At 40.5% G+C, this 15,009-nt stretch carries 13 protein-coding genes; 2 read left to right on the top strand and 11 right to left on the bottom strand.

The genetic code is table 11. From position 1 onward, the window contains the following. The 4 genes from Q7O90_RS02985 to Q7O90_RS02970 form a co-directional block, all read right to left on the bottom strand. Nucleotides 1-301, bottom strand: a 301-nt coding sequence (locus tag Q7O90_RS02985; RefSeq protein WP_304127263.1) for a DUF5104 domain-containing protein, incomplete at its 3' end; no start/stop codon positions are given. 40 nt (nucleotides 302-341) lie between these two features. Beyond that, a complete protein-coding gene (locus tag Q7O90_RS02980) occupies nucleotides 342-896 on the bottom strand; it encodes a DUF5104 domain-containing protein (RefSeq protein ID WP_304127260.1) in 555 nt (184 codons plus the stop codon). A gap of 83 nt (nucleotides 897-979) precedes the next feature. Further along, nucleotides 980-2,704, bottom strand: a complete 1,725-nt coding sequence (locus Q7O90_RS02975) for a DUF4474 domain-containing protein (RefSeq protein ID WP_304127257.1) — start codon at nucleotides 2,702-2,704, stop codon at nucleotides 980-982. 99 nt (nucleotides 2,705-2,803) lie between these two features. After that, nucleotides 2,804-3,115, bottom strand: coding sequence for a hypothetical protein (locus tag Q7O90_RS02970; RefSeq protein ID WP_304127254.1), 312 nt, complete (start codon nucleotides 3,113-3,115; stop codon nucleotides 2,804-2,806). 98 nt (nucleotides 3,116-3,213) lie between these two features. Between Q7O90_RS02970 and Q7O90_RS02965 the strand changes: the two genes are divergently transcribed. Further along, nucleotides 3,214-3,525, top strand: coding sequence for a YhbY family RNA-binding protein (locus Q7O90_RS02965; protein ID WP_304127252.1), 312 nt, complete (start codon nucleotides 3,214-3,216; stop codon nucleotides 3,523-3,525). 62 nt (nucleotides 3,526-3,587) lie between these two features. Here Q7O90_RS02965 and Q7O90_RS02960 read toward each other — a convergent pair whose 3' ends face one another. Beyond that, nucleotides 3,588-4,163 carry an HD domain-containing protein gene (locus Q7O90_RS02960; RefSeq protein ID WP_304127251.1) on the bottom strand — a complete coding sequence of 192 codons (576 nt, stop codon included), beginning with the start codon at nucleotides 4,161-4,163 and terminating at the stop codon, nucleotides 3,588-3,590. Nucleotides 4,164-4,349: 186 nt separating this feature from the next. Here Q7O90_RS02960 and Q7O90_RS02955 point away from each other — a divergent pair, with 186 nt between their 5' ends. Then, nucleotides 4,350-5,219 (top strand): DMT family transporter, encoded by an 870-nt coding sequence (locus Q7O90_RS02955; RefSeq protein WP_304127248.1) that lies wholly within the window; start codon nucleotides 4,350-4,352, stop codon nucleotides 5,217-5,219. Nucleotides 5,220-5,314: 95 nt separating this feature from the next. Here the strand turns inward: Q7O90_RS02955 and Q7O90_RS02950 are convergent, their stop codons facing one another. From Q7O90_RS02950 to Q7O90_RS02925, 6 genes are all read right to left on the bottom strand, one after another. Continuing rightward, nucleotides 5,315-5,674 (bottom strand): hypothetical protein, encoded by a 360-nt coding sequence (locus tag Q7O90_RS02950; protein ID WP_304127245.1) that lies wholly within the window; start codon nucleotides 5,672-5,674, stop codon nucleotides 5,315-5,317. Beyond that, nucleotides 5,674-6,297 (bottom strand): HNH endonuclease signature motif containing protein, encoded by a 624-nt coding sequence (locus tag Q7O90_RS02945; RefSeq protein WP_304127242.1) that lies wholly within the window; start codon nucleotides 6,295-6,297, stop codon nucleotides 5,674-5,676. Before Q7O90_RS02945 ends, Q7O90_RS02950 begins: the two co-directional genes overlap by 1 nt. Continuing rightward, nucleotides 6,294-9,731 carry a helicase HerA domain-containing protein gene (locus tag Q7O90_RS02940; protein WP_304127239.1) on the bottom strand — a complete coding sequence of 1,146 codons (3,438 nt, stop codon included), beginning with the start codon at nucleotides 9,729-9,731 and terminating at the stop codon, nucleotides 6,294-6,296. Before Q7O90_RS02940 ends, Q7O90_RS02945 begins: the two co-directional genes overlap by 4 nt. A 9-nt stretch (nucleotides 9,732-9,740) precedes the next feature. Continuing rightward, nucleotides 9,741-12,245, bottom strand: a complete 2,505-nt coding sequence (locus tag Q7O90_RS02935; RefSeq protein WP_304127236.1) for a dynamin family protein — start codon at nucleotides 12,243-12,245, stop codon at nucleotides 9,741-9,743. A gap of 257 nt (nucleotides 12,246-12,502) precedes the next feature. Then, the gene (locus Q7O90_RS02930; RefSeq protein ID WP_304127234.1) at nucleotides 12,503-13,573 is read right to left on the bottom strand and encodes an ankyrin repeat domain-containing protein; all 1,071 of its coding nucleotides are present in this window, start codon (nucleotides 13,571-13,573) and stop codon (nucleotides 12,503-12,505) included. 12 nt (nucleotides 13,574-13,585) lie between these two features. Next, nucleotides 13,586-14,896, bottom strand: coding sequence for a M18 family aminopeptidase (locus Q7O90_RS02925; RefSeq protein WP_304127231.1), 1,311 nt, complete (start codon nucleotides 14,894-14,896; stop codon nucleotides 13,586-13,588). Between the last annotated feature and the right edge of the window lie 113 nt (nucleotides 14,897-15,009).

Below are 15,009 nucleotides of genomic sequence, written 5' to 3'. Positions count from 1 at the left end.
CTGGACTAAGACCTTTTGCACTTTCTATTTTATTCCCATTGAAAGCGCCTATAAGTCGGTCAAGTTTCCCATCTAAATCCTCTATGTGTTTTTGTGCATCCTTCGAGAAAAGTTTCTTTAGCCCTTCCTTGTCCTGTTCGTTTATACACTTGATGACCTGCTTTTTCGTTTTAGTCATCTGTTTAGTTGTATAAGTCTCCAAGTCAGCCATTTCATCTGTCCTGCTTTTGCAGCCAGCAAGGCTGAATGCTATTGATAAAATTAACAGCAGACACAGTAAAGTAGATGTTAATTTTTTCATTGGTTTTATCCTTTTGTGCAAGTATAGATTTGTTTGCACATCATTTCGTAGCTCCATCTAACCTATATACAGCCACCCCGTACTCATCTTTACCTCCTTCTATTTTAAGATTTTCTGGTATCTCTTCATTAGAAAAGGTAAGCAGTATTATTCTATACAGTCCTTCTTTTTCTTTGTTCTCATCATCTATGTCACATATATTTATCATAATCACATAGTTCTCACCATTACTAAGTTTTAAGTCGTAGTCTCCGTAAATGTGCAGAGGTTGTGCATCTGCAGAACCCTCAAATGCTGGACTAAGACCTTTTGCACTTTCAATTTTATTTCCGTTAAAAGCACCTATAAGCTGGTCAAGTTTATCATCTAAATCCTCTATATTTTTTTGTGCATCCTTCGAGAAAAGCTTCTTGAGCCCTTCCTTGTCATGTTCATTTATACACTTGATGACTTGCTTTTTCGTTTTATTCATTTGTTTAGTTGCATGGGCATCTAATCCCGCCATTTCATCTGTCCTGCTTTTGCAGCCTGTCAGACACAAAACTATTGATAGAATTAACAACAGACACATTATAGTAGATTTTTTTTTATTCATTTTGAACCTCTCTTACCATCTATAGTAAAGCACTTTATTTTTTTCATCTAAACAGATTGTATTATTTTCCTCTTTACTATACTTTATATATTTTTTATAAACGCCTCCCAGAGTTCAGGCTCTTTACTGAAATCAATCATACCTTCAACCCTCAGATTTTGGTATTTAACATCTTGATATTCTGGATTGAATCCTGTTATCCACCACTGTGGATCACCAGGCTCGTATTTCATTATCTGCTTTCCAGACTTATCATACAGGGATAACTTCATTATGAGTTTACTATCTTGATATGTTAGTTTGTGGTAACCACTGCCTCTATATATTCCTGTCTCTGCACCAGCCCCTAGCCCATAGTAATCCCCTTTCCACATCCATATCTGATAATCTTCACCATTATAGGAAAAAACTGGTAACTTGTTAGGCTTCGCAGATGTAAACGACTTAAACACATGGTCATAGGTATCATTGTAACCAAAATGTCTTTGTATACAGTTTCGCCTAGCGTGATATACGCCATTAGCGTCCCTATCCATATTAAGGGTTACGCCTATAGCCTGTTCTCCTATCCTTGATTTGGATAAGGCCGCTGCGTAATCACTTGCATTTGTCGATGAAAATCCTGGAATTGGAGTCTCTGCTAGTTCTCGCGATTTAGAAAATAACCAGTTCTTACCCTCTGGGTTGCCCTGCAAGATTCCAGTCCATCCGAGGAAATCGAATGTACCATCCACTACAGTTTCTACACTTGGGAATGCTCCATTTCTATCAACCATTATCAGCGGCGACGCAAGGCAGTAATTGTATGGATTCATCGCGAGAGGCTTAGTGATACTGCCACTAACGATATCTTCACCTGCAAATCTTCCTGCATCAGGCATATACTCTCTTGCTTGTGCAAAGTACGTTCCACTCACTACATCTTTGCGGTATCCCGTATAAGCGAATGGCTGTATGCTTTCTCTATCCATGCCACTTAGCTCGTTACCAAATTCATCATATGCGTAGCTCTCTATGAGTGCATTATCAGCACCCACAAGGTGCATTGGTGTTCCTTGTATATCCGCTAGATAATAATATTCTTCATCACCTTTCATAGCTAGCGGTATTGAATCTTCCCATATAAAACGCTGATTCATGCCATTTCGCTTTCTCTGAACCAGATTGCTGTGCTCCTTGGAGTGGTCAACTATATACTCGGTTTCTACGTTTCCAATGAGCTCCTTTACCCTCTGCCCAGCTGCATCGTATATGTACTCTGACACGAGACCGCTACTATCTATTACTTTATCAAGCCTATTTGCTGCGCCATATACAAATCTCTTAGATGTGTTTCCATCAACACACATGCTGGTAATATTTCCACGTCTGTCGTATGTATATGTTGTTTCTGATTCTGCTTCTCTCTTGGATATAAGTTGGTCTGCTTCATTGTATGAATATATAGTTTCAATGCCATCTGAAGCCTTCCTCATCCTATTGCCGAAAGCATCATACTGATACTCCCTAAGCACCTTCGAGTCTCTTGCTACTTCTATCAGCTTGCCTGTTGCATCGTATTTGTAGTTAAAGGAGCCACTATATTCGCTAAATTCGCTTCTCTCCTTTTCAATGCACGATATATTGCCTCTTATATCGTACTCATAACGCTGCCTATCTATGATTCCTTTGTCATTAGCATGAGTCAACATCTGCAGTCTGCCGATATTATCGTACTCATATGATGTGCTACTGCCATTAGGCATAGTACATCTTGTTAGCCTGTTTAGTTCATCGTAATGATATAAGATGGAGCTTTCTCCATCCATGATTTCAGCAAGTCTGTGTTTGTTATCATACCTATAATGTGCCGTAGAACCATCAGGGTAAGTAATGCTTGTCCTTTCACCTGATTTGCATTTTCCCTTTTACCTAAAAAACTTCCCAACTTCATCCTTGTACACGAAGTCTGTCACGCCTCCGCAGGCCTCGCACTTGGACGAGCGGCAGCCAAAGCCCTGACCGTATTTACCAAATCCCATGCGCATTTTATCTGATCCGCAAAATGCGCATATCTCATTATACTCCATCTCGCGGTTACACGCATCGCCTACGCCCCCTCGGACGTCTACCGCAATGCTCTTGCCTTCATTTGGCAGAGCCAAGGTATCCGTTTCTTTAAAACCAGAAACTACGTTATTTAGCTCATTTTCCGTCATAACCCATCTTCCGTCTGCCATGTTTCTACCACCTCTCTATGGATTAGCGCGCACTGTTGTGTTAATATAGTGCATACGATTAATTCTATAATACATTTCAGAAATATCAAGGAGAACACATGCTCACAGGCAAACAAAGAAGTTATCTAAAAGGGCTCGCGCAGAAGATTGAGCCTACAGTATATATCGGCAAGGCGGACCTCACGGAGAACATCGTCCGCTCTATCGACGAGAATCTTACGGCAAATGAGCTTGTAAAAGGACAGATTCAGGAAGGCTCACTTCTCGACCCTACCGAGGTGTGCAGTGAACTTGCAGAGATGCTCCACGCTGAATTCGTAGCTGCAATCGGTCGCCGCTTCGTGCTCTACAGAAGGGCCAGAAATCCTAAGAATGTAAAAATCGAGCTGCCGAAGGCTCCTCGCAAATAATTTGACTTTACTTGAAACAAAAGCACTTAACGCCCATTTTGGGGTGCTAAGTGCTTTTACATTTACAGTCCTATCTCGTCAGCGATTTCACGCATTGCTTCCAGTGAAATATCGATAAAATCATCGAAACTAACTCCGATTTCTTCGATAGCCGCCATGTACTGCCTGTTCGCGCCTGCCGCAAATCTCGTTTCTTTAAATCTCTTATTTACCGACTTATGCTTAACGCTAGCGATTTTCTTATCTGGATAAATCTGTGCAACCGCCTTGCAGAAACCGCTCATCGGGTCTGCGGCAAGAAGTGCAATCTCAAGAGTCGACTTCGCAACAACGCCTGACTCTGGGTTGTGTGCACAAATAGCCTGCGCCATAACTGGTTCATCGTAGCCTTCGTCCTTTAGAATCTGTGCCGAAACAGGTCCGTGCGTAGACATATCTGTACGCCAATCAGCGGTCTCCTCGTCTAGGTCATGCAGCAATCCGCAGATTCCCCAGAACTCTATCTCATCGGGAGCAAGCTTTTTTGCCAGCCCTCTCATTATCGCTTCAACCGCATAAGAATGTGTGATGTAGTTCTCACCCTTTACATATTTGTGTAGCAGCTCATTAGCCTGCTCTCTCGTAATATGCTCGCCCATTTTGTTTCTCCTTTATACATGTACTAATCTAAATTTTAACACAAAGCTTCTTCGCTGACTATATATCGCATTTGACTGATTTAATGACATACAATAGAATAGTAGATATGCAAATTGCACAATCACTTACCGTGTACTTACGAGTGCACGCGTGTAAATATATTTGAACGGAATGGAATAAACAGAATGGAAAAAACAATACATAATAAAAACAAAGGCATCCTGCTGATAGTCACTTCGGCATTTTTCTTTGCGTTAATGGGAATTTTCGTCAAGCTTGCGGGCGACCTGCCAGCTGTTGAGAAAGCTTTTTTTAGAAACCTAATCGCTGCAATCATTGCAGCAATCGTACTCATCAAGGACAAGCAGCCTATTATAATAGGACGAAAAAACTACATCCCGATGCTCGTGCGAGTAACTGCAGGCACTATAGGAATCCTCGGAAATTTCTACGCAGTGAGCCACATCATGGTTGCCGACGCCAGCATGCTCAATAAGCTATCGCCATTTGCAACGATTATCTTCTCAATGATTCTCCTCAGGGAAGTTCCTAAGAAGTATCAGGTTTTCTGCCTAATGCTCGCCATGACTGGCGCGCTGTTCGTAATCAAGCCGGGTTTCTCCGGCAATCCGCTAGGAATGGCTGCTGGACTCATCGGCGGAGTTGGTGCAGGGCTTGCATACACTATGGTGCGAAAGCTCGGTTCCAATGGAGTGCAAAAGGCGGTCATTGTATTCTGCTTCTCGGCATTCAGCTGCCTCGCCATGGTGCCGCTGATTATCGTAAAATACCACGAGCCAATCAACATGTACCAGCTTATGATGCTTCTTGGCGCTGGATTTGCCGCTGCTGGCGGTCAGTTCACAATCACTGGGGCATACCGATATGCACCAGCTAAGGAGATCTCAATCTATGATTATTCACAGATTATCTTCACGACTTCGCTTGGCTTCATAGTGTTTGGCGAGATTCCAGATATCTACAGTTTCATCGGCTATGCGATTATCATAACGGCTGGTACGATAATCTTCTTCAAGTCGAAGAATGAACAGTAGGTAAATTAAAATTGGATAAGAGAATGCCGCACTGCCCGAGTGGGAAGTGCGGCACTTTGGTTTTGGTTTTGTTAGTTAGGAATTAACCTAATTGTCTAAATATCTTGAGGGATAAGATCATCAATGTTTTCAGAGCTATCAAAAACCATATCTTCGACAATATTAATACTGACATATTTTTTATGCTCAATATCATATGCTATAAAATCGTTGTCGAGTATATCTAATAGTGGAACAAGTTTTTTACCAATGAAATCTATTTGCATAATTTCATTAGCAGATAGAATTTCCTCTACAGATAGAACTCTAGCCCACTTGGAAATAAATTCATCATTCTTGCATGATACTATATGTTTTATATCATCTGGGAGTTCACATCCATACACCTTCTCAACGTCACTCACTATATCATATTTTAATTGCCATTTTCTTGCTTTTTCTATGAAACTTACCATCACTTTACTCCTTTATCTAAGATATCCTTAATGCTCGAAAGAGCTGCGCTTGATTCATGTATTCCACCCTTAATTGTGTGATTTCTAAAGTCCATAGGGGTTATATTATCAACTGTATTTTCTCCCCCTAATTCTATTGGATGAATATGATGAAGATCAAAGAGATTCCCCTTTTTTTTAATTATACCCTTATACTTTATATCTCTATCATATACAGGCCATTTCCTACCATTTTTTTCTTCCCACTCTGCTATTAGTTTCGGTTTTAGTTTTTTGTATTCCTTATGTCTTTCTTCATTATCTGAGATTTTTTCTAGCTTTGACACATCTATTCTAATACCCTTAAGCGTTTCTGGGTCTGCAGCAAGTTTCTTAACATCGTCCAGATACTCATTAACATATTTTTCGAGGAGCTGCATCCTATCCACTCCTTCAGTGTTAACATTCGCTTCAGCCCCAGGTACCTCTATCCTTTTATCTGGATCAAAGCTCTTATCCTCGAGCTTTTTGTCGCCTTTGTCATGTTCAAAATTAACTCTCTTATCAGGGTCAAATTTATTATCAGGCTGTTTTTCAGTTGGCTTTCCAACGCTCTCCATTGTCTTTGCAAGTTTTTCTATCATTTGAGTCCTCCCATCTCACTCCATTTCTCAAGGTCGGCTATTTTATCAGCAACATTTATCAGGTAGTATGTAACTCCACATTGAATTATATCTAGCCTTAAACGTGTAGTCATATCATCTATTCCTAGTTCATGAACAGCATCCTCCGCATACTTCGTCCATACACTAGCCTCTGATGTCTCTTGATATGCAGCTTTAACTGCTTCTGTTATAGTTGGGAATAGCGCATCGTATATAATCGCCATTTTAGTCATACGAGGCTGCTCCGCTGGATTAACCATCATGTCTAATGCTTTTACCTTTATAGATGCATCAAGCCCTATCTTATTAAGTCTTGGTTTGATATCATTTTGCAGTTCATCAGAAGGTACTTCTCTTCCGCTGCTCAACACCTCGGCGATAAACTTCTTGTCTTCTAGCGACTCTGTTCCAACATCACTATGTTCTGGCACATACAGGTAGTTAGTAGACTCTGCATCATATAGCTTCACCTTGCACAGAACTGGCTGAACCCACTCATTTTGGTACACGGCAGCTACACCGCATGGTAGCTTTGCAAGTTCCTTAATCTGATCATCATCTAGGTTTGCCGCATATCCAACTAACTCACGGTCTCCCTTATCAGGCAATCTCATGATTATCTTTGTATTTGTATTACGGATTGCAGCCATGTCTAGAAGTCCAGGAGACTGATCCGCTATGATGAATCCTTCTCCATATGTTCTCATCTCAGCAATAGCATTCGCTATCATCTCAACGCTCTTGCCAAGCAAGTTTGCACCTTCCTGATTTTGCTCTGTAGAAGTCCTCTTCAAGATATGGTGAGCCTCTTCTAGAACTGTAACATGCTTTAGATTCGAATTCATGCCTTCTACGGAGCTCATTCTGTGCTCCTGTAATTTGAGAACTAGGATTCCCATGATTAGTGACTTCGTTTCACTAGAGCCGACTCTGCTCAAATCTACAATCGTATTATTCTCAAACAGCATTTTGCAGCTGATTTCATCATCGCAGAAAATCATACCATTTAGTCCATTTGTCAATGAATGCAACCTCGTCAACAATGAGCCTTTATACGCACCCTTATTTTCCGTATCATACTCACTGGCATCTATTATCGTCTTAACATTTCTCTCGATATCTGCGAATCTTGGATAGTAATTGTCATCATACCTATTTATAGATTCGGTCAGATTCCATCCGCAATCCTCATAGGACTTTTCGATTGCATCCTTGAGTACGGCTGGCATCGCAGCATACATAGGCCAGCATACATTGAAGATTTCCACTATGCGGTCTATATGCTCGAGGACATGTATTTCACTTGGAAAGCTGAATGGATTGATTCTAAGAAGCTCATTTAGTCTAGGATTTGTTCCATACACATTTACATCTTCTCTTGAGCCAAACACATTTTTGTATTCACCCTTAGTCGGTTCAATTACTAAGAACTTCACGCCTTCATTAGAAACTTCATCTAGTATCTGGTATACGGCATTACTCTTTCCAGCACCCGTACTTCCAGTTATAAATGCGTGCGAAGTGAGTGATTTTGATGAAAGCTTAATTCTAGTACGTTCCTCATGGTTCATGTGGAATATACGCCCAAGATTGATAGTATTATTTCTTCCGTCATTACCATCATAAGTTACTACAGTTCTTCCAAATTCAGCACACTCAAGCACAGGTAGGCCTGCAACCGATTTCTGTGGGAAGTTCAATGAAAAGGATAGCTCTTTTCCCGATAGCGCCGTTGTCGCACTTACAACAGTGGGATACACGAAGAAATCAGGATCTACTTCTGTTAGTTCTGGATTAATTCCGAACAGAGGATGCCTAAGCTCCTTAATATAGGAGTAAATCTCACGTGCATCTCTACTATCTTCACCAAGGTCACCGCGCCACAGGTTAATTGATGAGCGCGACATATATGATGCCTCTCCCTGAGTTAGACCGATGTAAGAATGTGCAACATTGTTTACAATGTTCTGGTCCTCACCGATTACATACGCGGCGAAATCCCACATGCCAAGAGCAGATGATTTCTCATAGCGTTTCATCTGCTCTTCAAGCATGTCAAGTGAGTGCTTAATGTTATAATTTGTAAACGTCTGTGTGATGCCTTCATTCTTGCCTATTGTAGCAGTTACATTCGAAGATCTAGCAAAATTAGCGCCAAAATTAGCACCAAAGTTAGTAGCTCTGGAGACACCATTAGCTATAGTTTTTGCAGTTGTCTTTACTTTGCTAGTTATCTTGGAAATTGTTTCCGTTTTATTCTTTATGTCTGTTACACCTTTAGCTTTGGTATCTGCTGAGCTACTAAACTTCCCCCATCCTTTACCAACATTTGCTCCAACATTGGCAATACCACCGATACCAACTCCTGTACTTGTAGCAACATTTGTACTGGAGTTTTTTCCTTTTGAGTCTGAATGACTTTTAGTTTTAGATTCAGATTTCCCTTTGCTTTCTGATGCAACTTTAGTTTCTCCAGTTGTATCAATATCGCCACTATTTCTTGCTTCAGAACGGTTGCTTCCACTCTGTACCCCTGCATTGATTCCCGCATTCACACCAAAGAGAGCCATCGATCCAGTTGAGTCGCTCTCCGTATACTGAAAGTTCGTCTGCCATGATGCATATGGGGCGAGGGCTGTGTAGATGTCCGTTAGATGCAGTTTGCGTTCTTCAACATCAAGAATCGGGGTTGCCAGTAGCACGAGCGTGTACTCTTCACCATTGTCAGCGGGAATTGTTCCATCTAATAACTTTTCTATTGTCTGACTTATAAATTTTTCAGACTTTTCAGTAGGGATATTTGTTGCCGTAGCTACTGAATAAGCCTTGTTGTCATCGAAGCATGGTGGCACTGACTCTGAACCATTGCTTATTTCAACACCAGGGCAATTACCCTTAATAGCATCAACTAATCTATCTCTAAAATTATTTGCCTTAACATTATTGTTATCATTTGCAGTATTAAGAACCGCCAAATACACATTAGTCTCTTGGCATGTGCGGTTGAATATCAAAGCGATGTTACATTCTTCGTTTGACAGAACCTGATATACGTTAATTAGTTTCTCTATATTGTTTTCTTTCTTATCTGTAACCCACTTTGTTATATTGCAATACCTTAGATTATGCGATATGTCTAATTTTTCCCCATCATATTCTGCTTCACGTTCAATCGGCACATATAGTTCATTGAGCTGAGGAAGATAGGCATTATAAATCTCAACACCACAAACCGCGAGGAGTTTTTCTGTAAGTTCCTCAGCAACAGTATCTGACGGGTCAGGCACTTCAGATAGATACATTTCACGCAGTTCTTCTACGTGCTTTACTTGTTCAGGTGATAAAACTGAAAGTCTATTTATGGTGTCTGCAGCTTTTACCCCTGCTCGCTTAATAAGATTTTTTATTCCCATATCTGTCTCCTATACGGTAACCTTCCAGTCCATTAGCGAATCAATTCTATCGCTATAATCACGTAGTGCCATCTGTGTTTTCTTAAGACCGTCGATAGCTCTAGTCTCTTCACAAATTATGTTTGCCTTTTCCGATAGTTTAGGACTATAGTCGACAACATTCACCCTTATCTTGTTAATCAAGGCATTGAGCCAAGTCTCAAAATCACTACTGTGCTCGCGCTTAAGAACTCTAAACGCATTCTTAAGTTCATCGCAATAAAGCTTATTATAGGAATCTACCAGTTTGCGTGTGTCTATTTTATTAGCGACTGTAATTCCCCATATTTTAACTTCAAATGTTTCCTTCTCGAATTTATAATTGTTCTTGAACATCTCTTTTTCATCTTTGAGAATTAACTGCGCAAGTTCATCTTTTTTCTTATCGTCCAGTGTCGATGAGTTCGCAACGACAAAAGCTATTCCACGCTTTATTACCTCTACTGCGTTGAGCCAGTAAACTTTGGAGTTCTCACCAACCGCTTTAATCGCTTCATCTAGACGAACATTATAATCGTCTGAAACGAATTTCATTAATTCTTCTGCAGCTGCAGTATCTGCCTCAAGCTTAGTTTCTCTAAACACCTTGATATTATCAAATGTCTTCTTTAAGTCCTGACTAATTCCTTTGATAACCTCGCCGGCATCCTTCTCCATAAATTCAGAGAAATGTCCAATAATATCAGCTCCAGAAGCTTTTACATTCTCGATGTGTTCAGATAAGTTGCATGCTTCTTGCTTCTGTTTTATGAAGCCCTGTTCGACACTCTTCATATCAGAATATTCGTAAACAAATGCCTTATCAGATAGGATTCCTTCCATATTTTCGTCATACGAATTAAGGTATAATTCTGAATTCTTTGCACCTTCTGCTTCAATTTCAACTATTAAAGCCGCCTTATCCTCTTCCATTTCTGCAACAAGCTCATTGGCTTTAAGCTCTCTTGCCTCTGTTATTTCTCCGATTTCTTCTTGTGCAGCATCTACAATCCTATCTATGTATTTGTCAGATTGCTTGCATTTATCATATGCTGAATACTTTTCCGCGAAGCTTACAATTTCATGTTCGATAGCAAGCAAGCCACTGTTTGCATATATCTTATCGCTTGCCTGTTCTGAAATTGCAACTATGCTTTCTTTAAGCTGTTTAGGCATAATGTTATACTTATATAGCGACTTGTATCTCTTAGACGTTTCGTCTGAGTATTTTCTTTCATTATCTTCAAAAAATTCGTCAGCGTGATCATCCCTAAAGTCTCCACCATTTTTTGATCCAAGTCCCATAACTGACGAAACGAAAAATATTCCACCCGAATACAAATTCCTAGGTACAGCTTGCTTGAGTATTAAACCTTTAGTCTCATTATCGAAGCTGTCTTCCTTAATATTTGCAGAATCTGCCTTGTTAACGACAATCATCGTAAATCTACTATCAACTTGGCTTATTCCTTTTATTCTCTTATATAAATATTCATTGTCACAACTATCAAGAGAATTGTATTCTGCAACGTAAATAGGAATACCGTTTGACAAGTCCTTCATCGCCTCCTCGAGGATAGTAAAATGATCGGTATTCGTTGCAGCATTTGAGCCTGGTGTATCGAAAATTACAAAAGACTTTTCAGATTCTTTTAGCAGTCCTTTACCAAATGGAATTACTACTTCAATAAGATCTGCAACTACATTTCGTTCATTATTGATTGCATCAAGGCAGCAGTGTACTTTATACATAAATGCTTGATCTTTATTTTCTTCAAGACACTCTATTATTGAACTAACAAAAGTGCTATCTTCTTCTTTTTGAACCTCGATAGAGTCTTCATTAAACTCTAAAGTTACGGGCTTATCATTATACTTAAGCGCGATGCTAGCTTTTCCATCTTCTTTAGACTGTGTAATTTTATAAATCTTTGCAGTAACCGGCATATCACCGCTTGGTAATACTTCTTGTCCAATAAGAGCATTTATAAATGTGGATTTACCAGAGCTATAGTTACCCATTACACAAATAGGCACGGTATCTTTTGACGCATCAACAAACTTATTCACATCACAATCAACCAATGCTTTTACCACTGGCGACTCTATATTTTCATCTGCGATTTCTTTTATATTAGTAAAGATATCAATGATCTTAGGAAGAATATCTCGTGCGTTTTCAAGCTTCATGCTGTCCATTTGCACTTCAACGTCAGAAAAATCACCACACACCTCTACAAGCTCGCGATATTCATCTGGAGAGCCTGCAAAAACTAGTTCCAATTTACCTTCGCTAGATGCATATTCATTTATTAAGATTTCTACTATCTCTCTAACTTTATATGGGAAAAAATTTGTCTTAATCTCTTCCTTTATTAGCTTACTTCCTGAATTATTCTGGTAGTTAATCTCAATCCATTCAGACGTAGATTGATCTAGTAGTTCAAATTTGATTTCTTTCCTATATGGATTGCTTATAATTCGTATAGTAGCCATATTTCTCCTCTTTGCCGTTAATTGACGTGAATAATTGTACTTTTACTAATACATTGTAAGATAATATCTGTAAAAAATCTATAACGAGTGACTATTTACCCATTACGTTTTATTATTGATTATCAGTTTATTATTTGATTTAAGAAATTACCCCGCAGTGCCCACTTTTTCTAAATGTTATTAATACAAAACAACAAAAACCCTTTCACCAGAATAAAACTAGTGAAAGGGTTTAGTTATATAAAATTTACAATTACCTATCTCTTATACCTCGGCGTCTCGAGTTTAATCGGTTCTGGATTCAGTAGCACCCACTTAGTTGCCAGTTCACACAGTCTATCTAATGAAGTCTCATTAAAGTCTCCTCTAGGACCTATGCTTGAAGCCAGGTTTTTAGCCTCTTCGAGTTCCGCCTCAGGCAGTGATACCCTAGTAGCGACATGCTTTACAAAGTCTTCTAGCATCATGCGATAATCTCGATTCCAGTTGCACCCGCCATTTCTATTCATCTCATCTCTAACACGGCCGGCAATTCTCACAACCTCGCCCTGAAGGGTCTTAGCTGCACCATGCGAAGGAATAAGTAGTTCCCATAGTTCTGCAAATTGCTCCTTCCAGGTACCGCTTTCTACTACAATCGGTGATATACCGTCGTGAATCTTGCGCTTCTTTACAGGTTCCACGTCAAACAGCTTATATAACTTAGCAAGCCCCGTATCTATCTCATCTACGTAGTCTGGGTGGAAGCTTCCTCTATGGAATTCTACATCCTCACCGATTTTCCTCACATAGTCTTTAGCTGCAGGTGTTACTCGAGCTCCCGCATTTACGAGAATCTCTGCCACTTCAGCGCATCTCCCGATATCTATTCCTCTGCAGGATACAAGTGCCTCTTCAAGCGGAGTGCGTTCCCATATCCTGTTCTTAGCATCCAAATCCACCCCTTGATCAACTAAAAGCTTTACGTTCTCAGGCCTATATCCGGATGCCGCACTGTGAAGCGGAGTATTATCGTAATTATCTGCTTTAGAGACATCCCCTCCGAGTTCAAACAGAACTTTCATAACCTCGGTACTATTTCCAGCATGGAAATTAAGTGGCGTACGTCCATACGAATTTAAAGTATTGACATCGAGACCTTCCGCAACAAGCCATCTAACGAGTTCAACGGGAATACCGTAATGATGTAAAGCAGTATTCAGATCGCAGCGACCTGCATAAGCTGTGATCTCACAGTTATCGAATACCGCCTTTAGCTCCTCGATATCGCCTCTATGAATCATCTCATAGAAATCGCTAGGTAGCGTCTTTCTCTTTTTCTTAGCCATGTGTCCCTCCTATTAGTCCAATAGCTCAAATGAACCACTAGCACCTACTCTAAAAGTCTTTGAGTAGAATATCGTCATCGCATCGATAAGATGCTTAGTATCCTTTGCCCCTGCTGTTTCGTAGCAGGAATGCATAGCTAGCTGTGCCAGCCCTATATCGACAGTATTTAGCGACACGTGGGCATTCGATACGTTGCCCAAGGTGCTTCCTCCCCGTGAGTCAGACCTATTTGTAAATACCTGAACTGGTATATCATTCGACTCGCAGAGGTCACGGTAAACCGCACAGCTCACGGCATCTGTCGTGTAGTGCTGAGCCGCATTGAACTTGATTACGATACCTTTATTAATCGCTGGTCTATTTACAGGGTCTGCCTTCTCGGGATGATTTGGATGTAGTGCATGTGCATTATCTGCACTTACCATGAAGCTAGATGAAACTGACCTATAGTAGCTTTCCTCATCCTTGCCACAGGAGAGAGAGATGCGCTTTAGCACATCTTCGAGTAAAGTTGAATCTGCACCTTGCTTGGTGAGCGACCCCGTCTCTTCGTTATCGAAAACCGCCAGAACAGGCACGCTGCTCGAATTATTCGCACCAAGGAATCCCTCGAGGCATCCATATACGCACTGCAAATCGTCGAGATGTGGCGACGAGATATACTCGTCACTACCACCCCAGACCTTGCCCTTATCACGCGCATATACGAAAAGATCGTGCGAGATAATATCGGAATCTGATACGCTAGCAGACTCAGCTATAATTCTCATAAATGAACCCTTTGCCTCATCTGCCGAGCCGAGAACTGGGAGCATGTCAACCTGTGCGTTCCACGTCTGGCCTTTGTTAGCATCGCAGTTCATGTGAATTGCGACATTTGGAATGAGCAGCAAATCCCTATCCACGTTGACTAGTCTAACCTCTAACTTGTTACCATTTTTTACGATTATCCTGCCAGCAACGCTCAGCGGTCTATCGAGCCACGGAGCCATGAGCATGCCACCGTAGCCTTCGACATTGAGCTTTACATATCCGTTTTCAATGATTTCAGGATTTTCCTTAACCTTGAATGCCGGTGAATCTGAATGAGCAGCGCTGATCATAAAACCAGTAAAGTTAAAACGAGGCACTCTAAATGCGATGATGCTTGAATCATTTCTAGTAACGAAATACTTCCCACCCTCGGTCAACTCCCACTTTTCTGATTCCGCAAGTTCTGAATATCCGCTCGCAATAAGCTTTTTCTTTATACTAGAAATCGCATGAAAAGCTGTCGGCGATTTATCCAGAAACGACATAAGTTCCTTATTGTAATCTGTCATATAGTCTCCCTTTATTTATCCGTGTTTCTCGCTAGCGGCTGGCGCAACATTATTCTTAACCCTCCGACTAGCGCAATCTATCTCTAATTGAATCCCATTGCAGGCAGTATATC

Source organism: Mogibacterium diversum (assembly GCF_938028775.1).
GTDB classification, from domain to species: domain Bacteria; phylum Bacillota; class Clostridia; order Peptostreptococcales; family Anaerovoracaceae; genus Mogibacterium; species Mogibacterium diversum_A.
Note: the sequence above shows the minus strand (reverse complement) of the source record. Positions and strands in the feature narration are given on the sequence as shown.

What these genes read in the sequence shown, in the direction of transcription:
- Q7O90_RS02980 (WP_304127260.1), bottom strand. Translation starts at nt 896, where the DNA reads ATGAATAAAAAAAAATCTACTATAATGTGTCTGTTGTTAATTCTATCA.
- Q7O90_RS02975 (WP_304127257.1), bottom strand. Translation starts at nt 2,704, where the DNA reads ATGGATGGAGAAAGCTCCATCTTATATCATTACGATGAACTAAACAGG.
- Q7O90_RS02970 (WP_304127254.1), bottom strand. Translation starts at nt 3,115, where the DNA reads ATGGCAGACGGAAGATGGGTTATGACGGAAAATGAGCTAAATAACGTA.
- Q7O90_RS02965 (WP_304127252.1), top strand. Translation starts at nt 3,214, where the DNA reads ATGCTCACAGGCAAACAAAGAAGTTATCTAAAAGGGCTCGCGCAGAAG.
- Q7O90_RS02960 (WP_304127251.1), bottom strand. Translation starts at nt 4,163, where the DNA reads ATGGGCGAGCATATTACGAGAGAGCAGGCTAATGAGCTGCTACACAAA.
- Q7O90_RS02955 (WP_304127248.1), top strand. Translation starts at nt 4,350, where the DNA reads ATGGAAAAAACAATACATAATAAAAACAAAGGCATCCTGCTGATAGTC.
- Q7O90_RS02950 (WP_304127245.1), bottom strand. Translation starts at nt 5,674, where the DNA reads ATGGTAAGTTTCATAGAAAAAGCAAGAAAATGGCAATTAAAATATGAT.
- Q7O90_RS02945 (WP_304127242.1), bottom strand. Translation starts at nt 6,297, where the DNA reads ATGATAGAAAAACTTGCAAAGACAATGGAGAGCGTTGGAAAGCCAACT.
- Q7O90_RS02940 (WP_304127239.1), bottom strand. Translation starts at nt 9,731, where the DNA reads ATGGGAATAAAAAATCTTATTAAGCGAGCAGGGGTAAAAGCTGCAGAC.
- Q7O90_RS02935 (WP_304127236.1), bottom strand. Translation starts at nt 12,245, where the DNA reads ATGGCTACTATACGAATTATAAGCAATCCATATAGGAAAGAAATCAAA.
- Q7O90_RS02930 (WP_304127234.1), bottom strand. Translation starts at nt 13,573, where the DNA reads ATGGCTAAGAAAAAGAGAAAGACGCTACCTAGCGATTTCTATGAGATG.
- Q7O90_RS02925 (WP_304127231.1), bottom strand. Translation starts at nt 14,896, where the DNA reads ATGACAGATTACAATAAGGAACTTATGTCGTTTCTGGATAAATCGCCG.